18 protein-coding genes are annotated in these 23,486 nt (G+C 60.6%); 14 read left to right on the top strand and 4 right to left on the bottom strand.

Annotated elements, in window-relative coordinates; genetic code table 11:
- The first annotated feature begins 145 nt into the window (after positions 1–145).
- The gene (locus tag RYB66_RS11125) at positions 146–1,552 is read left to right on the top strand and encodes a type VI secretion system Vgr family protein (RefSeq protein WP_316894391.1); all 1,407 of its coding nucleotides are present in this window, start codon (positions 146–148) and stop codon (positions 1,550–1,552) included.
- 80 nt (positions 1,553–1,632) lie between these two features.
- Positions 1,633–2,535 (top strand): alpha/beta hydrolase, encoded by a 903-nt coding sequence (locus tag RYB66_RS11120; protein ID WP_005745373.1) that lies wholly within the window; start codon positions 1,633–1,635, stop codon positions 2,533–2,535.
- On the opposite strand, the gene RYB66_RS11115 is transcribed toward RYB66_RS11120, so the two are convergent.
- A complete protein-coding gene (locus tag RYB66_RS11115) occupies positions 2,529–3,869 on the bottom strand; it encodes an MATE family efflux transporter (RefSeq protein ID WP_316894388.1) in 1,341 nt (446 codons plus the stop codon). The two genes, RYB66_RS11120 and RYB66_RS11115, sit on opposite strands and share 7 nt — an antisense overlap.
- A 280-nt stretch (positions 3,870–4,149) precedes the next feature.
- On the opposite strand from RYB66_RS11115, the gene RYB66_RS11110 reads away from it, so the two are divergent.
- Positions 4,150–9,099 (top strand): alpha-2-macroglobulin, encoded by a 4,950-nt coding sequence (locus RYB66_RS11110; RefSeq protein ID WP_316894386.1) that lies wholly within the window; start codon positions 4,150–4,152, stop codon positions 9,097–9,099.
- A 583-nt stretch (positions 9,100–9,682) separates the two neighbouring features.
- Here the strand turns inward: RYB66_RS11110 and RYB66_RS11105 are convergent.
- A complete protein-coding gene (locus tag RYB66_RS11105; RefSeq protein ID WP_002555356.1) occupies positions 9,683–9,976 on the bottom strand; it encodes a hypothetical protein in 294 nt (97 codons plus the stop codon).
- Positions 9,977–10,071: 95 nt separating this feature from the next.
- Here RYB66_RS11105 and pbpC point away from each other — a divergent pair, with 95 nt between their 5' ends.
- A complete protein-coding gene (gene pbpC / locus RYB66_RS11100; RefSeq protein ID WP_316894384.1) occupies positions 10,072–12,420 on the top strand; it encodes a peptidoglycan glycosyltransferase PbpC in 2,349 nt (782 codons plus the stop codon).
- 20 nt (positions 12,421–12,440) lie between these two features.
- Here the strand turns inward: pbpC and RYB66_RS11095 are convergent, their stop codons facing one another.
- Together RYB66_RS11095 and RYB66_RS11090 are read right to left on the bottom strand one after the other, a co-directional pair.
- Positions 12,441–12,848 (bottom strand): response regulator, encoded by a 408-nt coding sequence (locus tag RYB66_RS11095; protein WP_002555358.1) that lies wholly within the window; start codon positions 12,846–12,848, stop codon positions 12,441–12,443.
- Positions 12,849–12,944: 96 nt separating this feature from the next.
- Complete coding sequence (locus RYB66_RS11090; protein WP_002555359.1) at positions 12,945–13,133, bottom strand: Flp family type IVb pilin; 189 nt, start codon at positions 13,131–13,133, stop codon at positions 12,945–12,947.
- A 322-nt stretch (positions 13,134–13,455) separates the two neighbouring features.
- Between RYB66_RS11090 and cpaB the strand changes: the two genes are divergently transcribed.
- The 10 genes from cpaB to aroQ all read left to right on the top strand — a co-directional run bounded on the left by cpaB (position 13,456) and on the right by aroQ (position 23,411).
- A complete protein-coding gene (gene cpaB / locus RYB66_RS11085; protein WP_316894382.1) occupies positions 13,456–14,415 on the top strand; it encodes a Flp pilus assembly protein CpaB in 960 nt (319 codons plus the stop codon).
- A gap of 20 nt (positions 14,416–14,435) precedes the next feature.
- Positions 14,436–15,686 (top strand): type II and III secretion system protein family protein, encoded by a 1,251-nt coding sequence (locus tag RYB66_RS11080; RefSeq protein ID WP_005746718.1) that lies wholly within the window; start codon positions 14,436–14,438, stop codon positions 15,684–15,686.
- Positions 15,683–16,873 carry a CpaE family protein gene (locus RYB66_RS11075; RefSeq protein ID WP_004666301.1) on the top strand — a complete coding sequence of 397 codons (1,191 nt, stop codon included), beginning with the start codon at positions 15,683–15,685 and terminating at the stop codon, positions 16,871–16,873. Before RYB66_RS11080 ends, RYB66_RS11075 begins: the two co-directional genes overlap by 4 nt.
- The gene (locus RYB66_RS11070) at positions 16,873–18,129 is read left to right on the top strand and encodes a CpaF family protein (RefSeq protein WP_002555363.1); all 1,257 of its coding nucleotides are present in this window, start codon (positions 16,873–16,875) and stop codon (positions 18,127–18,129) included. Before RYB66_RS11075 ends, RYB66_RS11070 begins: the two co-directional genes overlap by 1 nt.
- A 21-nt stretch (positions 18,130–18,150) precedes the next feature.
- Positions 18,151–19,035: a type II secretion system F family protein gene (locus tag RYB66_RS11065; RefSeq protein WP_002555364.1), complete on the top strand. Its 885-nt coding sequence runs from the start codon at positions 18,151–18,153 to the stop codon at positions 19,033–19,035.
- A complete protein-coding gene (locus tag RYB66_RS11060; protein ID WP_002555365.1) occupies positions 19,036–19,920 on the top strand; it encodes a type II secretion system F family protein in 885 nt (294 codons plus the stop codon). It abuts the gene before it with no gap.
- A 36-nt stretch (positions 19,921–19,956) separates the two neighbouring features.
- The gene (locus RYB66_RS11055; RefSeq protein WP_005782117.1) at positions 19,957–20,658 is read left to right on the top strand and encodes a hypothetical protein; all 702 of its coding nucleotides are present in this window, start codon (positions 19,957–19,959) and stop codon (positions 20,656–20,658) included.
- A complete protein-coding gene (locus RYB66_RS11050) occupies positions 20,655–20,927 on the top strand; it encodes a DUF3613 domain-containing protein (protein ID WP_005753139.1) in 273 nt (90 codons plus the stop codon). Before RYB66_RS11055 ends, RYB66_RS11050 begins: the two co-directional genes overlap by 4 nt.
- Positions 20,928–21,038: 111 nt before the next feature.
- A complete protein-coding gene (locus RYB66_RS11045) occupies positions 21,039–22,829 on the top strand; it encodes a protein-disulfide reductase DsbD (protein WP_272940248.1) in 1,791 nt (596 codons plus the stop codon).
- 129 nt (positions 22,830–22,958) lie between these two features.
- A complete protein-coding gene (aroQ, locus tag RYB66_RS11040; RefSeq protein ID WP_002555369.1) occupies positions 22,959–23,411 on the top strand; it encodes a type II 3-dehydroquinate dehydratase in 453 nt (150 codons plus the stop codon).
- Positions 23,412–23,486: the final 75 nt, after the last annotated feature.

Here is a 23,486-nt window from a genome sequence, read left to right as displayed (position 1 = left end):
GCGTTGGAGCGATGGTCATGCGCACATCGTAAGCCGCTACCAACATTCCCTGTAGGCAACGTCCTGTTCTACCTGCAGCCCTCTACCCTGCCCGATTTCTGCGCCAGAATTCGCGGTCGCATTCCCGGTAGAGAAGCACTCCATCATGCCCGACCCCACCAGCGCGCCGCTCTTTCGTCTGGAAATTGCCCGCCTGCAGCGCTGCTTCACTGTCATATCGTTCAGCGCAAGCGAGGCGATCAGCCAGCCTTTTACCTTTGAACTGGACATTCTTGGTGACGGCCTGGATCTGGACCTGACCGGCCTGATGTACAAACCTGCCTCGCTGAGCTTCGGAAGCCGGAAGAACTTTCACGGTCAGATTCAAGGCGCGACACGTAAGCATTACCAACCCGGCCCGGCGTTTTACACGCTGATAATGGGGCCCCGACTGGCCTGTCTCGGGTTACGCCACCAGTCGCGCATCTTTCAGCACATGACCGCCACCCGGATCATCACCCAAGTGCTCGAAGAACATGGCCTGAAGAACTGTTTCCGTTTTGACCTGCCGACCGAGTGCCGCGAACGCGACTGTTGCGTGCAGTATCAGGAATCCGACCTGCAACTGGTCCAGCGCCTGTGCGCAGAAGAAGGCATTCACTACCACTTTGTCCATTCACGGCATCGCCACGAACTGGTATTCGGCGCCAACCTGCACGGGTTTGCGCGCAGCCCTGTCGCACGCTGGCGTCAATTCGCGCAACAGTCCGGGGTGACCCGGTTTGCCGTCACCGAGCATGCAACGGATCTGCCCGGCAGCCGCGCAGCCCAGCACGCGACAGGCGAGAGTACCTTGCCGTTCGTGACTTGCGCAGAACTGCTGCCGCTGGCCGACCATCCCGAGAAGAACTGGAACCACATGTGGCTGATCACAGAAGTCCGGCATCGCTTTGGCATCGTTGATGGCAATGACCGCGGGGCATCGGAACGCTACTCGAACCAGTTCAAGGCCATACCATGGGAAGTCGGCTTCAGAACGCCTGCCCCGGCACCGCGCGCGCCCATTGCGCATCTTCAGCAAGGCTGGATCATCGGCATCAGCGGCGAACCGGCAAGGCTTGATGCGTCAGGCCGGGTGCACGTCCGGCTGGAGTGGGAATGGCAACACCCGAATGATCCCGGCGGTGGCTGCTGGCTGCATCTGGCACCGGGGCTGGATATCGAATGTCGCGCCGGCATGTCAGTGGCGGTGAGCTTTTCTGTGGATGACACACACCCACCACTGATCATCGGCGGTCTGCCGTCTCAGGAGGCGCGCCGCGAGAATGATCCAGCGCCTGTCGATAACGTCCTAATGCACCTCGACCGGCAAATATTCATCGGGCCTGACCGACTGCTGCAACTCGCAGACGGGGTCTGCCTATACCTTGGCAAAGGCAGCAAAGTCACGCTGGATGCGGGGCCCAGCACGGTGCAGATCGACGATGATGGCCTGACACTGAGCAGCCCGCGCATCGGCTTTGCCAGCAAGGCGAATGTTCGTTCCTCGGGTGATCCGAACGCTATTGAATGAAATAGCACCAATCATGCGGCACTTGGGCGAATCGCGACGGTCCAAGGCGTGTCCGAATCATCTGCCAGAGCACTTCCCTTATGATACGAGTGATTTTCCTGACTCTGATGACGGGTGCCGTACTGGCGGCATTGTCCGGCTGCTCGCCCCTGAAGCTGCTCAACACGTTGAATCCGACCGGCCCTGTCGATCATGTCTACGGGCTGGCCTACGGGCAGGATCCACGCAACACGCTGGACGTTTACACCCCACAGACTAAACCGGCCAATGCGCCAGTTGTATTGTTTTTCTATGGCGGCAGTTGGAACACCGGTTCGAAAGCCAATTACGCCTTCATCGGCGAAGCATTGGCTGCGCGTGGCATGGTCGTCGTGATTGCCGACTACAGGCTCTATCCGCAAGTGCGCTATCCAAGCTTTCTGGAAGATTCGGCCAAAGCGCTGGCCTGGGCGCACAAACATGCAAAAACCTACGGTGGCGATCCTGACCGGTTGTACGTGATGGGCCACAGCGCAGGTGCCTATAACGCTGCGATGCTGGCGCTCGACCCGCGCTGGCTGGCCCGTGAAGGCTTATCGCCGTCCATTCTCAGCGGCTGGATCGGGCTGGCCGGGCCGTACGACTTTCTGCCTATCGAGGAGGCCGATGTGAAACCGGTATTCTTTTACCCCGACTCACCGCCTGACTCGCAACCCATCAACCACGTCAGTTCCAGCGCACCTCCTGCGTTGCTGATGGCATCGCGTACGGACTCGGTGGTCAACCCCGAACGCAACACCGGTGGCCTGGCGCGGGCATTGCGCGAGGCAGGTGTGCCAGTACGCGATCTGTACTTCTCGCGCACTAACCACGGCACGCTGGTCGGTGCATTTGCCAAGCTGTTAAGCGGCCTGGCACCGGTGGTCGACGAGGTCGACATGTTCGTCAATCACACCCCGCCAAGGCTCGCGGAAAAGAACCGTGCGGCCTTGAAGACTCAGTGAACGAACCAGCCGTCCCGGCGCGTCAATCGCCAGGCAATGGCGCCAAGGCTCAGGCCGCGCAGCAGGGTAAAAGCCAGAAACGTCAGCCATAGCGCGTGATTGCCGTGGCTGGAAGCCAGATAAGCCACCGGCGCGATGCCTGCTGCGCTGAACAGCATCGCGTTGCGCATTTCACGGGCACGGGTGGCACCGATGAACAGCCCGTCCAGCAGGTAACTCCAGACGGCCAGCAGTGGCATTAGCGCCAGATATGGCAGATAGGTCATGGCCGTTGCGCGAACCTCGGGAATATCGGTCTGCACGCTGACGAACCCATGCCCGCCTACCAGAAACAACAGCGCAAATGCCACGCTGGCAATCAGTGACCAGCCTCCCGCGACCACCAGCGAGCGCCGCAGCGTATCCCGGTCACGCGCACCAATGGCATGGCCGCACAGCGCCTCGACCGCATGCGCCAGCCCGTCCAGTGCGTGGGCAGTCAACAGCAGGCCGTTGAGCAGCAACGCGTTGGCGGCAACCGTTGCGTCACCCAGACGAGCGCCCTGCACGGTGATCAGGAACATCACCGATTGCAGCGCCAGTGTGCGCAGAAAGATGTCTCGATTGACCGCCAGCAAGGGTCTCCAGTTGCTCCATAGCTTCAGCGCTGACCAGACGATCTGCCCCGGCCAGGCGCGTAAGGTCTTGCGGGCCAGCAGCAGACCGAGCACTACGCCGGTCCACTCTGCCAGCACCGAGGCACGCGCCGAACCGACCACTCCCCAGTCCAGACCGATGACGAACCACAGGTTGAGCGCGATATTGACCAGATTGGTGATGAGCAGAATGGCCAGTGGCGCTCTGGCGTTTTGCGCGCCGAGAAACCAGCCGACCAGCGCATAACTGGCCAGCGCCGCAGGCAGGCCGAACAGCCGGGTGTGAAAGAAATCCAGGGTCATTTGCTGCAGATCGGCAGACGGCTGCATCAGCGCCAGCGCCAGATGGCTGAACGGCAAGGCGATCACACCCAGCAACAACGCCAGCCCGATGGCCAGCAACAGCCCCTGCAACAGGATCCGGCGCAGCGCAGCACTGTCATTGCGCCCCGCCGCCTGCGCAGCAAAACCGGTGGTGCCCATGCGTAGAAAACCCATGGCCCAGGCAAGGAAGGTATAAAGCGTCGACCCGACCGCGACGGAACCCAACTGATGCGCGTGCGGCAGATGACCGATCACTGCGCTGTCGACCAGCGCTACCAGCGGAACGGAAATATTCGACAGAATCATCGGCGCAGCCAGCGCCCAGACACGACGATGGGTTGAGCGATGACGCCAATCGTTGAGCAACGTGGACATGAGAACTCCCGGCAAGGCGAGCATTGTAGCCAGAGCGCCAAGGCTTTGCTGTGCAGATGATGGTGGCCCGGTCGTGAATGTGCGGCGCGGCGAACATTTGTGACGCGGAGCATCACCCAAGGCATTCCCACGCTGGAGCGTGAGGAACGATAGCCACGCTCTGAGTCCTGCGCTGGCATGTGAGGAATGCCAGGGACTACCTGTTCAATCTGACAGTAATACTTGTCATCACGACTGTTATATAGTCGCACCCTCTCTACCGTTGCCGATGAGTGCCACCATGTTCAACAAAGGATTGTTTCTGGCTTGCGCGCTTGCGTTGCTGAGCGCCTGTGATTCCTCCTCCCCGGATAAACCGGCGCCAGCCGCGGCAGCAACGACCCAGGCAGCGGTTACCGATACAAAGCCCAAACCCGCAGTCGACCTCGCCGCGCTGAGCAAGCGCTACGCAGGACGCGAACTGACCGTCATCGACGTGTCCGAAATCCAGATCGACGGCGCAAGCGCATTGTCAGTGAGCTTTTCCGTGCCGCTCGACCCGGAGCAGAAGTTCGGCGAAAAACTTCATCTGGTGGACAGCAAGAACGGCAAGGTCGACGGTGCCTGGGAGCTGTCGGACAACCTCATGGAACTGCGCCTGCGCCACCTTGAGCCGCAGCGCAAACTGGTGCTGACCGTCGATGCCGGTCTGCAGGCCGTCAACAAGGCCACGCTCGCGGCCGAATACATCAGCCGTCTGGAAACCCGTGACCTGCAAGCCACCGTCGGCTTCGCCAGCCGTGGTAGCCTTTTGCCGACGCGGCTGGCCGAGGGCTTGCCGGTCATCGCCCTGAACGTCGACAAGGTGGATGTCGAATTCTTTCGCGTCAAACCCGACTCGATGCCCAACTTCCTCGCCCAGTGGGACGGCGCGTCGAGCCTGTCCAGCTACAGCTCCGAAGAGCTGTTGCCTATGGCCGAACTGGTCTACAGCGGTCGTTTCGACCTCAAGCCTGCGCGCAATACCCGTGAAACCCTGCTGCTGCCGATTGCCGGTATCAAACCTCTGCAACAGCCGGGTGTTTATCTGGCAGTCATGCGCGCGTCGGGGACCTACAGCTACTCGCAGCCGGCTACCCTGTTCACCCTCAGTGATATCGGTCTGTCGGTACACCGTTACAGCAACCGTCTGGACGTCTTCACTCAAGCGCTCGAGGGCGGCAAGGCCCTGAGCGATGTGAGCGTCGATGTGTACGACGACAGCGGCAAGGTTGTCGCCCAGGGCAAGACCGACAGCGACGGCCACACTCAACTGCCGCTGCCAGCCAAGGCGGCGGTGGTGCTGGCGCACAAGGACGAACAGACCAGCATGCTGCGTTTGAACAGTTCGGCGCTGGACCTGGCCGAGTTCGACATCTCCGGCCCGCAGGCTCACCCGCTGCAATTCTTCATTTTCGGCCCGCGTGACCTGTATCGCCCCGGTGAAACCGTGCTGCTCAACGGCCTGCTGCGTGACAGCGACGGCAAGAACGTCAAGCCACAACCCATCACCGTCGAGGTGCGCCGCCCTGATGATCAGGTAAGCCGCAAGTTTGTCTGGGAAGCCGACAGCAGTGGGTTCTACCAGTATCAATTGCAACTCGCCGATGAAGCGCCGACCGGTCGTTGGCAATTGGTGTTCGATCTGGGCGACGGCAAACCGCAACTTTACGAATTCAAGGTTGAAGACTTCCTGCCCGAGCGCCTGGCTCTGGAACTCAAGGGCAGCGACACGCCGGTTGCGCCTGCTGACAACCCCGAGTTCGACATCACGGGCCGCTACCTGTACGGCGCGCCCGCCTCGGGCAATACCCTGACCGGTCAGGTCTACGTGCGTCCGCTGCGCGAAGCCGTGCCGAAACTGCCGGGCTATCAGTTCGGTTCGATCACCGAAGAAGACCTCAAGCATGACCTGGAGCTTGAGCCCGTTACGCTCGACGCCGAAGGCCACTCGACGCTCGCCGTGCAGAGCGAATGGGCGCAAGCCAAATCGCCACTGCAACTGATTCTGCAAGCCAGCCTGCAAGAGTCCGGCGGGCGTCCGATCACCCGTCGTCTGGTGCAGCCGATCTGGCCTGCCGAGCACTTGCCCGGCGTGCGTGCGTTGTTCGGCAGCAGTACAGGCAGCGATGACTACGACGACGAAGCCGACAAGGGCGAGGCGCAGACCAACGGCGACGGCCCGGCCGAATTTGAAATCGTGATGGCCGATGCCGCTGGCAACAAACTGGCTGCTGATAACGTAAAAGTCCGGTTGATTCGTGAGCGCCGCGACTACTACTGGAATTATTCGGCCAACGATGGCTGGAGCTACCACTTCAACGAGAAATTCCTCAACCTGAACGAGGAAACCCTCAACATCACCAAGGACTCGACGGCCAAAATCAGCTTCCCGGTCGAGTGGGGTCCGTACCGTGTCGAAGTGGAAGACCCGTCCACCGGCATGGTCAGCAGCCTGCGCTTCTGGGCGGGCTATCGTTGGCAGGACAACACCGATGGCGGTGCGGTCAGGCCGGATCAGGTCAAGCTGGCGCTGGACAAACCGGCCTACAACGACGGCGACACCGCCACGGTGACCGTCACGCCACCCGCAGCGGGCAAGGGCTATCTGCTGGTCGAGTCCAGCGAAGGCCCATTGTGGTGGAAGGAAATCGACGTGCCGGCCGAGGGCAAATCGTATGAAATCCCGCTGGACAAAAAGTGGGCGCGCCACGATCTGTACGTCACTGCTCTGGTCGTACGCCCCGGCGAGCGCAAGGCCAACGTCACGCCGAAGCGCGCCGTGGGTGTACTGCACCTGCCGCTGGACCGCACGCAACGCAAACTGGCGCTGACGGTCACCGCACCAGAGAAAATGCGCCCCAAACAGCCGCTTAAACTCAAGATTGTCGCCAAAAATGCTGATGGCAGCGTGCCAAGGCAGGTGCAAGTGCTGGTGTCGGCAGTGGACGTCGGCATTCTCAACATCACCCGCTACGCCACGCCTGACCCGTTTGCCAGCCTGTTTGGCCGCAAGCAGTATGGCGCGGACCAACTGGATATCTATGGCCAGTTGATCGAAGCCGGTCAGGGACGCCTGGCCAGCATGGCGTTCGGTGGCGATGCGCTGGCCAAAGGCGGCAAGCGTCCGGACACCAGCGTGACCATCGTGGCACTGCAAAGCGCACCGGTTACCCTGAACGACGCGGGTGAAGGCGAAGCGAGTGTCGACATTCCAGACTTCAACGGCGAACTGCGGGTCATGGCTCAGGCCTGGACCGACGACCGCTATGGCATGGCCGAGACAAAAACCATCGTTGCTGCGCCGATCATCGCCGAGCTGTCGACGCCGCGCTTCCTCGCAGGTGGCGACCAGACCAGCGTCGCGCTTGACGTCTCCAACCTGTCGGGCAAAGCGCAAAAGCTGGACGTGAAGATCAGCGCTGAAGGCCAGTTGAGCATTCCTGGCGGCGATCAGATCAAGCCCTTGCAACTCAAAGAGGGTCAGCGCGTCACCCTTAAAGTGCCGGTACTGGCGCAGGGTGGACTGGGTCAGGGCAAAATCAAAGTGCTGGTCGAAGGTCTGGACCTGCCCGGTGAAACCCTGCCCGCCTTCACTCGCGAGTGGAACATCGGTGTACGCCCAGCCTACCCGGCGATGCTCAGGCATTATCGCGCCACTCTCAACGAGCAAAGCTGGAGCCTGCCGGACGGTGCACTTGAAGCCTTCGAGCCTGCCGGTCGCGAAGCCATGCTGTCGCTGTCGAGCCGTCCGCCGCTGAACATCGGTGAACAGATTCGAGCACTGAAAGCCTACCCTTACGGTTGTCTGGAGCAGACCGCCAGCGGCCTGTATCCATCGCTGTATGCCGACGCGGCGACCCTCAAGCGTCTGGGCCTGACCGGCGAACCGGATGCCGAACGCAAGCGCAAGGTCGAGATCGGCATCGAGCGCCTGCTGGGCATGCAACGTTACAACGGCAGCTTTGGCCTTTGGGGTTCGGACAGCGACGAGGAATACTGGCTGACTGCCTATGTCACCGACTTCCTGCTGCGCGCCCGCGATCAGGGCTTTGCCGTACCACCGGACGCGCTGAAGAAAGCCAGTGAACGTCTGCTGCGTTATTTGCAGGATGCCGGGCAGATTCAGGTCAATTACAGCCAGAACGCCGAACATACGCGCTTTGCCGTGCAAGCCTACGCGGGGCTGGTGCTGTCACGCAGCCAACAGGCTCCGCTGGCGGCCTTGCGCAGTCTGTTCGACCGACGCAGTGACGCCCGCTCCGGGCTGCCGCTGGTACAACTGGCGGTCGCATTGGAGAAGATGGGCGACAAACCGCGTGCCGATCTGGCCCTGAGCGCCGGCCTGGCAGTCAGCCGCAAAAATGAATGGCTGGCCGACTACGGCAGCTCGCTGCGTGATCAGGCACTGATTCTGGCCTTGCTGGAAGAAAATGATCTCGCCAGGGAAAGGCGTGACGAGCGCCTGTTTGCCCTGGCCGATGAAGTGGCCGCCAATCGCTACCTGTCCACTCAGGAAAGCAACTCGCTGTTCCTTGCCGGTCGTAACCTGCTGGGTAAAGCGGAGAAGGACTGGACCGCCAGCCTCACCAGCGGCACTCAAACCCGCGAGTTGAGCAACAAACAGCCGGGCCTCAAGCTGGACGGTGCGCTGCTGGCTTCGCCGCTTTCAGTGCACAATCAAGGCAGCGAACCGCTTTATCAGCAACTGACCGTTTCCGGTTATCCAACCCAGGTACCTGCGGCCGGTGGCGAAAACCTGAGCATTCGTCGCGAATACCTGAGCCTGAGCGGCGCGCCACTGAACGTCGGAGCCCTGAAAACCGGGCAACTGGTGCTGGTGCATCTGGAGATTGGTGCCAAACAGCGCGTACCGGATGCGTTGGTGGTGGACTTGCTGCCTGCGGGCCTGGAGCTGGAAAACCAGAACCTGGCGCAAAGCTCGGCAAGCCTGGAAGACGCCAGTGAAGAAGTGAAGACGATCCGCGAATCGATGGAAAACGCCGGGATCAAGCATCAGGAATACCGCGGTGATCGTTACGTGGCGGCGCTGGATATCGACGGCAGCAGCACCGTGCACCTGCTCTACCTGGCCCGCGCAGTCACGCCGGGAACATACCGCGTGCCGCCGCCGCAGGTCGAATCGATGTACCGCCCGAACTGGCAGGCGCTGGGTGATGCACCCGCGCAGATAGTGGTAAAGGGCAAATGATCGCTGATTGGTTGGTTGGTTGGTTGGAATGCGTACCTGTGGGAGCGACCGGGGCGGCGATCCGCATTGTTCGCGAAAGGGCCGGTACATCCGCTGAAGATGTATCTTCAGGAATAAAGCCTTCGCGAACAAGTTCGCTCCCACAAAGAGTGCGCGTTATCTCAAAAGATTCCGGTCGCTCCCAAATATGGATGCGCAGTGGTGGTGAAGGGCAAATGCTTGACTGGAATGCGTACCCGTGGTAGCGACCGGGGCGGCGATCCGCATTGTTCGCGAAGGGGACGATACATCCGCTGAAGATGTATCGTCAGGAATAAAGCCTTCGCGAACAAGTTCGCTCCCACAAAGAGTGCGCGTTATCTCAAAAGATTCCGGTCGCTCCCAAATATGGATGCGCAGTGGTGGTGAAGGGCAAATGCTTGACTGGAATGCGTACCCGTGGGAGCGACCGGGGCGGCGATCCGCATTGTTCGCGAAGAGGACGATACATCCACTGAGGATGTATCGTCAGGAATAGAGCCTTCGCGAACACGTTCGCTCCCACAAAGGCACGCGCTTACGGCGTGGAGGCGGAGTTAGCGCATCAATGAATGATCCAGCTCAGCAACCACAGGCCCAGCGCCAGCCAGATGATCCCGAGGATGATCGAGGCGCGCATGAATGCCCGGACAGCCGAGTAAAGCAGCATCAGGCCGATGATCAGTGCGACGATGCTGATCAGTGAAGTGTCCATGCCCAGCGTGCGGGACAGGCCATCGACAAAATTTCCTCCAGCATGGGTAAACCCGTTGAACAACCACGCCAGACCGTCGACGAAGAAGCGAATCACCGCGCCGATGGCCTGCCCGAGCCATTCAAAAAAGCCTTCTACCTGCATATGTACGTCCTGATTGGGGTCGTGAAGAAAATGATCTGTCCGCTTTGGCCGTCGCAAGGCGTGTCAGGTTCCGTGGATCATAAAGGCTCTTTGCGTTGAAACCTGAATTTCTTCTGCGCCTGCGGCAAAAACTCAAGTGGCTGGCAGGCGCGATCATGCTGCTGATCGCCCTGCTTTGGCTGGCGGATCGCCTGTGGCCGTTGCCACTGCCCAAAGACGATCTGGCCCGCGTCGTACTGGCCGAGGACGGCACACCGCTGTGGCGCTTTGCCGATGCCAATGGCGTGTGGCGCTATCCGGTCAGCAACGAGCAGATTTCGCCTTATTACCTTGAAGCACTGCTGACCTACGAAGACCGCTGGTTCTACAGCCATCCTGGCGTAAACCCGCTGGCGCTGGTGCGCGCCACCTGGCAAAACCTCAGTGGCGCGCGCGTGGTCTCCGGTGGCAGTACGCTGTCAATGCAGGTGGCGCGGCTACTCGACCCGCACTCGCGAACCTTATCCGGAAAGTTTCGCCAGCTGTGGCGCACGTTGCAGCTTGAGTGGCACCTGTCCAAGGATGAAATCCTCAGCCTGTACCTCAATCGCGCGCCATTTGGCGGCACGTTGCAAGGGGTGGCGGCCGCCAGTTGGGCATATCTGGGCAAATCCCCACACAATCTGACTCGCGCCGAGGCTGCATTGCTGGCGGTGCTGCCACAGGCGCCCAGCCGTCTGCGTCCGGACCGTCATCCACAACGGGCGCAAGGTGCCCGCGACAAGGTCCTGAGGCGTCTCGCCGAGTTTCAGGTATGGCCGCAAGCCAGCGTGGACGAGGCTCTGGAAGAGCCGTTATGGCTGGCACCGCGACAGGAACCCAGCCTTGCGCCGCTGCTGGCCCGACGCCTTAATCGCCCCAACAGCCCGCCGCTGATCCGCACCACGCTGGATGCCTCACTGCAACGGCGCATGGAAGACCTGCTGATGGGCTGGCGCGCGCGCCTTCCGGAACGGACCTCGGCAGCGATTCTGGTGGTCGAGGCAGAAAACATGGCCGTGCGCGCTTATGTGGGTTCAGTGGACATCAACGACGCCAAACGTTTCGGGCATGTGGACATGGTGACGGCGCTGCGTTCGCCCGGCTCCACTCTCAAGCCATTCCTGTACGGCATGGCATTGGATGCCGGACTGATCCACTCCGAATCACTGATGCAGGACGTCCCGCGTCGCTACGGTGACTACCGGCCGGGCAACTTCTCAACCGGCTTCGGCGGGCCGGTGGCGGCCAGTTCGGCGCTGTCGATGTCGCTCAACCTGCCTGCCGTGCAGTTACTGGAGGTTTATGGGCCGAAACGCTTCGCCGCCGAACTGCGCAATGGCGGCGTACCGCTGACCCTGCCGCCGCTGGCCGAGCCGAATCTGGCGCTGATTCTGGGAGGTGCGGGCAGTCGGCTGGAGGATTTGGTGACGGGATACAGCGCCTTCGCTCGTGGCGGGCGAAGCGCCGATGTTCGCTTGCAACCGCAGGACCGATTGCGCGAACGGCAGATGATGTCGCCAGGGGCCGCGTGGATCATCCGGCGCATCCTCAGCGGCCAGTCGCGTCCGGACATAGACCCGCGCGCCGAGCTGGTGCAGCGCCCGCAACTGGCCTGGAAGACCGGCACCAGCTATGGCTTCCGCGATGCGTGGGCGATTGGTGTGGGGCCGCGTTTTCTGGTCGGTGTATGGATCGGTCGCCCGGACGGCACACCGGTGCCGGGACAGTTCGGGCTGGCGTCGGCAGCGCCACTGATGCTTCAGGTTCATGATGTGCTGGTCAATCGCGACAGCCAGCGCGGGATCGCTGCGCCGGTGCAACCGGTGCCGCTGAATGTCGGCGTGGCAGCGATCTGCTGGCCGCTGGGGCAACCGATGAGCAAAAGCGACCCGAACTGCCGTCGACAGCGCTTCGCCTGGACACTGGACGGCACCACACCGCCAACCTTGCAGGCGGCCGATCAACCGCTCGGCCTGGGCTTGCAGGAACGTGTCTGGATCAACGCCAAGGGGTTACGCGTGGCGGCCGGTTGCCCGGACGCTCAAGCGCAGGACATCGCGCTTTGGCCTGCCCCTCTGGAACCCTGGCTGCACAGGGCCGAACGACGCGAAGCCCGCCTGCCACCCGCCGACCCGGACTGTCCACCACAGAACCTCAACCAGGCACCGCCGCTTAGCATCGTCGGCGTGCGCGAAGGCGACAACCTGCGCCTGCCAGCGAGCAGCCGTCAGGCGCTGCGCCTCAGACTCTCGGCCCTGGGCGGCAGCGGACATCGCTGGTGGTTCATTGACGGCGTGCCACTGGCGGACACCGACACCCGGCAAGACTTCACCCCGACCCTTAGCAAACCGGGCCGTTATCAATTAAGCGTGCTGGACGAAAGCGGCCAGACCGCGAGGGTTGAATTCAGCGTGGTGGAGTGAAGGTTACGAAAACGCTGTGGTCACTGAACCTGAAAGATTTTCGGCTCGGGGAACAGGTTGTTGAGCGTTTCCAGCAGACGAACGTGGTAGATAGGTTTGCGGAACAAGTCCAGTACATGCAGGCGCAACAGGTCGCTGACGTCGTCCATGTCGGCGTGCCCTGAGGTCACGATGACAGGCAGGTGTTGACGCGACGTGTGCTCGCGCAGGTGGCGGATCAACTGGATACCACTTTCCTCCGGCATCCGCAGATCGGTAATCACCAGCGCGATGTCCGGATGGGCTGTCAGCTGGTGCAGGGCCATTTTCACGGACGACGCCGTGAAACAGCAGAACCCCTCGCCTTCGAGCAGTTCTGCAAGCTCCTCGTTCGCGTCCTCTTCGTCATCAACCAACAGCAGCTGTTGGCGGGTAGGATGGACAGCCATTTTGACACCTTTAAACGTGAATAAATGCGATCAGGATATCCAGATTACTCCTGTTGAAAAAGGCTATCTACTGACATATTTCCATCTGTGCTCAACTCACAACGCATTCTGAATAGTTGTAAACATTGCAGTGATCCTGCCGCTTATCGTGGGAACAAAAGCAACGATAGCCACTGCAACCATCGCTGCGATCAAGGCGTACTCTATACCCGAAGCGGCTTCACGGTCTTTGATAAAGGATTTAACCCGGATATAGGTACCTACGTATAGCCGTGTAAGGGACATCTCATTTCTCCTTGTGCCTTCTAGGCGCGAACATGCGTGTCACATGCGAAACTGTCTGCCTGCACAGCATTGTCTCCAATCCGTAAACCCACAATCTCAACAAAGCATTAACCGGAAAGTTATAAGACTGGCCATCTCCTGCGTCTGGCGTGGTCAAACGCTATGTTGTTCACGCAACAGCATTTTTATACCAAAGCACAATGGCATTCTGAGTGCCATGAGCTAACGTCACATAACGGACGGGAACGTCGTCCGCCGCGCCACATTGCGAAGTTGTCGCACCGGTTTGAAGTTGTCCTGCAATGACAAAGGGAACGTTGCCATGAGCAGTCGCATTACCACGGTGCTTGCTGTCCTGTTTTTGCTGGGAGCGTTGATTGCCGGTTATCTGGGAATCGCCGTCAGCAAACCGGCCGAGGCACCTGCAGTTGTCACGCCGCCCACGGTGCCTGACGCCACCGAAATATCGACCCAAACGCCCCCGACTCCGCCGGTCGAGGATGCGCTGCGCCACAACGTAGTGGTTTTGGCCCGGGACGTACCGGCCTATACCCCCATCACGGCTGAAGACCTGACCGTAGAGCGCCTCAAGGTCGCGCCGCCTGGAAGTTTCGAGCACATCGACAAACTGGTGGGCCGCAGCAGTTGGCGAACACTGACGGCCGGAACCTGGCTTAGCGAGAACAGTTTTGAAGCAGGCGGCACACTGGCGCGGATGATTCGCCCTCATGAACGAGCGCTGGCGTTGCAGGTTGACGAGGTGATTGGCGCATCCGGGCAGCTCAGCCCAGGCGACTATGTGGATGTGCTGCTTTACCTGCCCGAGGACACCAGCAACCTGAATCGCTCCAGCCAGGTGGTCGTACCCGCCCTGCGAGTTCTCGGGGTTGGCGGGCTGCTCGGCCCGGATCGCAACGGCAAGCCGGTGCAGGACATCAACGCTGACGAACGCCTTAAACAGGAACAGCTGCGGATCAACGCGCGAACCGTCACCGTCGCGGTACCGGAAGCCTTGCTGGCACGGCTGATGCTGGCGTCGCAAACCGGTGTCCTGCGTCTGGCCGTGCGCAGCGCCGACGAGGGCAACCTTCAGAATTACTGGGCGAGCGAAGCCGGTAGCCGTGATGCCGCCGAACGGCTGGACTCTGCCAACCGCCAACTGGTCAGCTTCAGACAATTGAGCCTGGGCCCGGCCAACTCGCCGACACAGGGCGCAGCCACTCGCACGCCTCGCGCAGTCGAGGTCATACGCGGTAACCAGATCACGCAACAAACTCCCTGATTGAGCAAGGATTGCATTTGATGAGCTGTTGTTCCGTGCCAGTAACAAAACCCCGGCTGCTGGCGTTAGCCTTGGCGGCGCTGTCTGCACAATCAGCCTGGGCCGCTTCCGGCAGTTGTGCAGGACTTGCTGCAATGCCAGCGGCGGTGGAAATCGATCAAGGCATTCAGCAGGAAGTGCGCTCACCTGTGGCCATCACCCGCATTGCCGTCGGCGACCCGAAAATTGCCGATGTGCATGTCAACGGTACGGATGGTTTTCTGTTGACGGGCGTTGCGCAGGGCACGACCAGCCTGATGGTCTGGACCGCCTGCGCCACCGCCCCGCGCCAGAGCATGGTATTCGTACGCGGCCGGGCCACGGCATCGATGATAGAAAGCGTTACTGCGCCATCTGCTGATGCGGAGTTACCCAGCCAGGTGCAGACCGACATCCGCTTTATCGAAGTCAGCCGCACCAAACTCAAGGAGGCCAGTACCTCGATATTCGGCAAGGGCTCGAACAACTTTCTGTTCGGCGCGCCTGGCACGGTTCCCGGCGTAAACGTCACCCCCGGTACGGTGAGTGGCACAAGGCCGAGCATTCCGCTGAACAACAGCAATTTCAATATTGTCTGGGGCGGCGGCAGCAGCAAAGTGCTGGGCATGCTCAACGCCATGGAAAACAGCGGCTACGCCTACACCCTGGCCCGCCCCAGCCTTGTTGCGCTCAATGGGCAAAGTGCAAGCTTTCTGGCAGGGGGCGAGTTCCCGGTGCCTGTGCCCAATGGCGAGGGCAATGGTATTTCCATCGAGTACAAGGAGTTTGGCGTACGCCTGACCCTGACGCCGACAGTAGTGGGCCGTGACCGAATCCTGCTAAAAGTTGCCCCCGAAGTCAGCGAACTGGATTTCTCTGCCGGTATCACCATCGCCGGCACAAACGTGCCGGCGCTTAACATACGGCGTACCGACACCAGTATCGCGCTTGCAGACGGAGAAAGCTTTGTGGTCAGTGGGCTGATCAGCTCCAGTAACGTCGGCTCGGTAGGCAAGTTTCCCGGCCTGGGTGACATTCCCATTCTCGGCGCGTTTTTCCGCAATTCGCAAATCCAGCGCGATGAACGCGAACTGCTGATGATCGTCACCCCGCACCTGGTTCAACCGCTGGCCGCCAACGCGCAATTGCCCTCGCTGCCGGGTGAGGGGCTGCGCACCTACGATCCAAGCTTTCCGCGCCTGTATTTTCTGGAAAACGGCGACTTTGACCGTCGCGACGGGTTATCCAAATGAGCCAGAGCCTGAGCCAGACCTTCCTGGCAATCACCCGTAACAACACTGATCTGGAATGGCTACAGAGTGCTCTTGGCTCACTGGGCCAGGTGGTTAGCGCCGGAACGGGCAGCCTCGACGATCTGCTCGCGCTGGTGGACGTGACCTTTGCCAGTGTAGTGTTCGTCGGGCTGGACCGTGAGCATCTGATGACCCAGAGCGCCCTGATCGAGAGCGCGCTGGAAGCCAAGCCGATGCTGGCCATCGTCGCGCTTGGCGATGGTATGGATAACCAGCTGGTGCTCAACGCCATGCGTGCCGGGGCGCGGGATTTCGTCGCTTACGGCTCTCGTTCGAGCGAGGTCGCCGGCCTGGTCAGACGCTTGAGCAAGCGCTTGCCTGCCGTGACGCCCAACCCGAACATGAGCGGCCTGTCAGTGCTGTATGGCGCGCAAGGCGATGACGACGGAGCCTTGATCGCGACGCACCTGGCGATGGTGGTGCACAAGACCGGGCAACGCACGCTGCTGCTGGACCTCGGCCTGCCGCGCGGCGACAGTCTGCTGATGCTCGGCCTTGAATCCACATTCAGCTTTGGCGATGCCCTGCGCCACTTGCGCAGGCTCGATGCAACGTTGATCGACAGTGCGTTCACCACCAGTGAAAGCGGTCTGCGCATTCTGGCGTACAGCGAAGCCGACGATCATCTGGAGCAGTCCAGCGCAGCGGAGCTTTATATGCTGCTCAGCGCCCTGCGCCAGCACTTTCAACATGTGGTCGTGAACCTCGTGGGCCAGCCGGACAGCGAGGCACTGCGCTCGCTGGTCAGCCATTGCGATCAGTTGCTGTGGTACGCCGACCAGAGCGTACTGGGCTGTCGACGCAACCTGACGGTGCTTAATAACTGGCGTGAGAAAGGCATGAGAATGCAACACGCCAGCCTGCTGATTGATCGCTATCAGCGCTCGGTCGCACCCAATTCGGAAACTGTGGCCAAGACCTTCGGCCTGCCGGTGCAGGCCGTATTGCCGCTGGCACCAGAGCTGCGCCTCAACGCCAAAAACCAGGGAGTGACGCTGTTCGAGCTGGCCTCACGCGACGCGTTGTGTTCCGGGCTGCGTCGGCTTGGCGAGCACCTGGCACGCAATACCGAGGCTCACGACAAACCCGATCAGGGCTGGCTCGCTCGACTGTGGGGGAACAGGTAATGGCGGAAAAACTGTTTGGCGTCTCGTCGCGTGGCAGCGGGCAAGCCGATGACGGCCAAGGCCTGAAACTGGTGTTGCACCGTTACATCATCGACGGCATCGAAGAAAGCGGCAAAAACCTGCTCGAAGGCTCACGACCGGCACTGGCGCAATTTGTCATCGACAAGGTGGCCGAATACGTTGCGCGACTGCGGCTGGCTATTTCGCGCTATGAAATGGAGCGACTGGCCGAAGAGCTGGTCGATGAGCTGACCGGTTTCGGCCCGCTTGAAGTGTTGCTGCGCGACACGTCGGTCACGGAAATTCTGGTCAACGGGCCGGGCAAGGTATTTGTCGAACGTGATGGCGTGCTGCACCACACCGACCTGCGCTTTATCGACTCGCACCACGTCGAGCGCGTGATGCAGCGCATCCTCGCGCCACTCGGGCGGCGCCTGGATGAATCTTCGCCTATGGTCGATGCGCGTCTGCCCGACGGCAGCCGGGTCAATGCCATCATCCCGCCGATTGCGCTGGATGGCCCTTGCCTGTCGATCCGGAAATTTCGCAAGGACATGCTCAAGAGCGCAGATCTGGTGGCCATGCAAACCATCGATCAATCCATTTTCGAGTTTTTTCAGGAAGCGGTCGGCAAACGCTGCAACATCCTCGTCAGCGGCGGTACCGGCACAGGCAAGACCACCATGCTCAACGTGCTGAGCCAGTTGATCGACAGCAACCAGCGCCTGGTCACTATCGAGGACGTTGCCGAGCTGCAGCTCAGCCACCCGCACGTGGTGCGTCTGGAAACCCGCCCGCCCAATGCCGAGGGGCATGGCGAGGTGCGCGCCAGCGACCTGATTCGCAACTCGCTGCGGATGCGCCCGGACCGCATCATCCTCGGCGAGATCCGTGGTGTCGAAGTGCTCGATGTATTGACGGCGATGAACACCGGCCACGACGGTTCCATGAGTACCGTTCACGCCAACAATGCTCAGGATGCTCTGCTGCGCCTGGAAACGCTGGTTGGCCTGACCGGGCGACTGATACCGGAAAAAACCCTGCGCCAGATGGTCTGCGCGGCGCTGGATGTGATTATCCAGCTGGCGCGCCTGCCTGATGGCCGACGCTGTGTCAGCGAAGTGGTGGAGGTAGTCGGCATACGCGATGACATCTATGTCACCAATACATTGTTCCGGCTTGATCGCCGCACCGGGGTCGGCTTCATGCGCGAAGCTGCACACGCCGCAGGCGACAAGCTGCGGCCAGGCTACTGACGTGCTCAGGGAGGCGGCGCAATGAATGCATCACTGGTACTCGGCCTGATCTCCTTGCTGCTGCTGACTGCGTCCATTCGCATGTTCTACCTCGCGCTCAATCAGGGCGCCAGCGAACGGGTCAGGCAGCGTCTGACCGCCGGACAGGTTCAGCCTGTGGTTGAAAAGGCTGGATGGACCTACCTGGATCGGGCCTTTTTGCGTGCAGGGTTGGGTCGACCGACCGAGCGCATGGGCTTGGCTTTGTCGCTCTATGCCTTGTTGATTCTGATCGGCTACGGACTGGGCGGCGGCATCGGCGCGGTCAGCGCGCTGCTGGCGGTGCCGCTGACCCTGCGCCTGTTTGTGTCGTGGCGCTATGAGGTGCGTGTGCGCCGCATGATCCAGCAATTGCCGCAACTGCTCGACCATACCGTACGCAGCCTCAAATCAGGCAGAACCCTCGCCGACGCGGTGCTGCACGGCATCGAAGCAACGGATCAGCCACTCAAGGATGGCATGAGCCGTATCGAGCGGAACGTGCAACTGGGCGTCAGCCTGCCGGATGCCGCGAGGGATTTCGCCGAGCTGTATGAACGCGACGAGTTTCATCTGTTTGCCCTTGGCTTGCGGGTCAATCATCGATATGGCGGCAATGCCAGCGAGCTGATGGAAAACCTGATCAAGCTGATTCGTGACCGGGAACAGGCCGGTCGCCAATTGCGCGCAATGACCGGTGAAACCCGCATGACAGCGCTAGTGCTGGCGCTGCTGCCAGTCGGCATGGCCGGCTACTTTCTGACCGTGAACCCCAGCTATCTGTTGCATATGTGGAACGATGACAGCGGGAAGATCATGTTGAGCATGGCCTTCGTCCTGCAGGCAACAGGGTGTGTGGTGCTGTGGCGCATGTTGAGGAGCATTTAGATGGAACTGTTACTCGCTGCCGTGATGCTCGCCGCTGCCGCATTTCTGCTGCTGTCCGGCATGGCTCGGCAACGCCGTAACGAACGCTTGGTGGCAAGACGATTGAGGGGCCAGGTGATTCGCGAAAGCCGCATCGGCAGCCTGTTGCGGTTGCTCGGCGATACCCGCATTGGCCAGCGCAGCATCAGCCTGGACTCGGAAACCCAGATGTTGCTCAATCGAATCGGCTGGCGGCGCGCCAGCAAACGCTCATTGTTTGCCGCATGCCAGGTCGGCGTTCCGGTCGGCCTGATGGTCGTGGTCATTGTGGCCCAACTGCTGCTTTTCAAAGGCGTCGAGCAGCCGCTCATAGCGCCGGTATTTGCCTTGGGAATCGGTTATCTGCTGCCCAAACGAATTCTCGCGGCCGTCGCTCAGCGCCGCCAGAAACAGGTGGTGGTGGAAATTTCTACGTTTATCCCGTTGCTGCGCATCCTGTTCGAGTCCGGCATGGCCGTCGAGCAGGCGCTACGCGTGCTGAGTCTTGAAGGTAAAGACTTGCTGCCGGTGCTCTCCGAGGAAATTCGTGTGGTGCTGGTGCGGGTCGACTCAGGCCTGGAACTGGGCGAAGAACTGCGAAAAACCGCGGCCTTGCTGGCCGTCGACGAATTGAGTGACACATGTGTGATCCTCAATCAGTTGATTCATCAGGGCGGCGGCGCATTGAAGTCTCTGCTCACGCTCAAGCAACTGATTGACGACCGACGCCTGACCCGCCTGCAGGAATATATTTCCAAACTGTCGGCAAAGATGTCGGTGGTCATGATGGTGTTTCTGTTTCCAGCCCTGCTGATCGTGTTGGCGGGCCCTGGATTTATCGCCATAAGTCGCGCACTGGGCAGTTGAATCCAGTGTTACCCGTGCACGAAAGGACGCATTGCAATGAAACCAGTGATCGCACTACTCGGGATGCTGTTGCTGAACGGATGTACCAGTGATGGCAGCGCGCTCTGGACACAGGCCACGGCTCAGCCCGGCCAATGCCCCAAACTGACATCGGATCAGGAGTTCTCCCTGAATCTGGCTCAGAACATGGCAGATGAGGGACGCTTGCATGCCAGCCTCGCCAATCTGGAAAGCCTGCCGGACAGCCTGGGCGAGGTTCGCCTGCGCAAGGCACGGGTATTGCGGCTGTTGGGCAGCAACGAAGCCGAGCCGCTGTATCGCAGCCTGCTGGGCACCTGTCGGGCAGCCGAGGGTGAGCATGGGCTGGGACAACTGGCTGCGGCGCGTGGCGACAATGCGCTGGCTCAGCAACATCTGCTCATGGCCAGCAAACTGCAACCGACTGACGAAAAAATCCGCAACGACCTGGGCGTTGTCTATCTCAATCAGTTGAAACTGGAACAGGCGCGCTTCCAGTTCCTCACCGCCATGGAGCTCAAACAGTCCGATCCGCTGGCGGCAATCAATCTGGCCACCTTGCTGATCTACCAGAACAAATGGACGCAAGCAGCCGAACTGGCCTCTCGAGCCGGACTGACGCCCGAGCAGATCACCGAGGCTCAGGCGCGTGCCGAAAAAATCGGAAAAACCCGCGCCACGCCACTCGCGTCCGCCAGTACAACAGGAGCACAACCATGAAAGGCGCACTCGTCGGCAGCATTTTCACCCTTTTTATCGTCAGCAGCGCCTGGGCTGCGAGCGACGAGCAATCACCTTACGCGCAGAAACAGACTGAAACCTGGCTGCAACTGCAAGCCAGCGGCAAGGCTGCATCGCCGACGCCGCAAATCAATACCGCCGCCGAGCGTGACCTGAGCCTGCAACGCTGGCTGGAAACCTATAAGTACAAAATCCCCGAGTACTACGAACAGGAGGCTGGCGGCAAGTTTTCAGCGGGTAGCAAGTAGCCTCGCGGGGTGGTTCTGTCACCTGAATGACACTGCACCTTACAAACCTCCTGTCAGCAGGCCGCGAAACACTCCGCTATCATGCGCGGACTTTCGAGATTCGAGACTGCCATGCGCCGTTTGTTATGCCTGATGTTATTGATCCTGGCCCTGCCCGCCTTCGGTGCCGGTCTGCTGGACAGCCGCCCGTCGTCAACCCTGGGCGGCGGCTCGCTGGATAACAGCAAGGACTTCCTGCCCGTGCGGCAGGCTTTTCAGTTGAGCCTGATCGAAACCACGCCAGAATCGATCAAGCTAAGGCTGGTCGCCACCGATGGCTATTATCTGTATCGCCATCGTTTCCAGTTTCGCACCGAGCCTGCTGATATCGGCCTGGGTGAAGCACAACTGCCCAAGGGCGAACAGAAACACGACGAATACTTTGGCGATGTCGAGGTCTATCACGGCATTCTCGACATCGACCTGCCACGCAAACCCGGTGAACAACGCCCCTTCACGCTCGCTGTCACCTATCAGGGCTGCGCCGACAAGGGCCTGTGCTACCCGCCTGAAACCGAGCGTTTGAACATTGGCGATGTGGCCGCCAGCCCTGCCGTCTCGGCATCCGCCACTGCAGCAGCCACCTCAGCCGCCTGGAGCTGGAAAGAACTGACGCTGTTTTTCCTCGCAGGCGTAGGTCTGACCTTCACCCCCTGTGTACTGCCGATGCTGCCGATTCTGTCCGGCGTGGTGCTGCGCGGCAAGGTTGGCGGCCTGCGCGGCCTGAGCCTGTCACTGGCTTACGTACTGCCGATGGCGGCCTGTTTTGCCTTGCTCGGCGCGTTGATGGGTATGTTTGGCGCGAGCCTGAATCTGCAGGCACGCCTGCAATCGGCCTGGGTTCTGGTGCCGTTTTCAGCGTTTTTCGTGATCTTTGCCATCGCCATGTTTGGCGCTTTCGAACTGCGTCTGCCGCAGTCGATCAGTTCTCGTCTGGACCGTATCGCCGGCAAGACCGAAGGCGGATCACTGTGGGGCGCAGCCGTGCTGGGCGTGGTTTCCAGCCTGCTGGTCTCCCCCTGTGTTTCCGCCCCTCTGGCCGGTGCGCTGCTGTATATCAGCGCCAGCGGCGACGCCGTTGGTGGCGGGTTGAAACTTTTTGCGCTGGGCTTGGGCATGGGCGCGCCATTGCTGTTGATAGCCACCGGTGGTGCTGCATGGCTGCCGAAAAGCGGGCCTTGGCTGGTCACGGTGAAAAATGCAATCGGTGTACTGCTGCTGGCGCTGGCCATCGGTTTGCTGAGCCGCGTTTTGCCGGGCCAGGTCACCTTGTTGCTGGTCGGCCTGCTGTCTGCGGGTGTTGCGCTGTTTCTCGGCGCACTGGAGTTCACTGAAAAGACCACTCGGCAAAAGCTCGCTCAACTGCTCGGTCTGGCGCTGTTGGTTTATGCGCTGGCCAGCTGGTATGGCGCGCTGTCCGGACAAACCGACCCGCTGCGTCCGCTGGGCCGCGAATACGCCACGGCAAACAACCCAACAGTCACATCAAGCTCGAACCAGTGGCAAACCATCACCACCTCAGCCGAACTGGACCGCGTGATGCAGGAAGCGCAAAACGCAGGCAAACCGCTATTGCTCGACTGGTACGCTGACTGGTGCATCAGTTGCAAGGTCATCGAGCACGAAGTTCTGCCCGATCCTGGGGTCGTTGCCGGATTATCGGGTTACAGCCTGGTTCGCTTTGACATGACAGACAGCAATGCGGAGCAACGCGCCCTGCTCGACCGCTACAAGCTGTTCGGTCCTCCCGCGCTGCTGTTTTTCGCTAAAAACGGCGAAGAGCTGCAAAATGTGCGAGTCGTCGGCGAAATCGACGCCGCAGGCCTGATTGAACGCTTGAATAGGGCAAATGACCAAAACTAAACGCTGAGTCACAAACTTTGCGCGAATATCGCTCATCGTGCTGGCTACTGTTGTTAACTGGACAGTCCATTGCCCTTCCGGCATAGTCGCCGGGCGTAAACCGCTCGCAGACAATAAAAGGAACACGCAATGGCGACTATCCTGGTCCTTCACGGGCCCAACCTGAACCTGCTGGGCACTCGGGAACCCGGGGTCTACGGCACCATCACCCTGCCCCAGATCAATCAGGACCTGGAGCAACGCGCGCGCGATGCCGGTCACCACCTGATGTATCTGCAAAGCAATGCCGAGTATGAACTGATCGACCGTATTCACGCCGCGCGCGGTGAGGGTGTGGACTTTATTTTGATCAATCCGGCTGCTTTTACGCACACAAGCGTTGCAATACGTGACGCGCTGATGGGAGTGAGCATCCCATTCATCGAAGTGCATTTATCAAACGTGCACAAACGCGAACCTTTCCGCCATCACTCCTACTTTTCAGATGTCGCTGTAGGAGTGATCTGCGGCCTGGGAGCCAGCGGATACCGCCTGGCCCTGGAAGCCGCCCTGGAACAACTGGCCGCCAGTGCCAAGCCATGACGAGTCCAGCCTGACGCTGACCACATCGCTTGAAACGGCCGACAAATTGCCCTTACAGAACCTTGGGAGTTGATT

Source organism: Pseudomonas syringae group sp. 243L2 (assembly GCF_032587875.1).
GTDB classification, from domain to species: Bacteria; Pseudomonadota; Gammaproteobacteria; order Pseudomonadales; family Pseudomonadaceae; genus Aquipseudomonas; species Aquipseudomonas amygdali.
The sequence above is the reverse complement of the archived record's forward strand: the minus strand, read 5'-3'. Positions and strand labels throughout refer to the sequence as shown.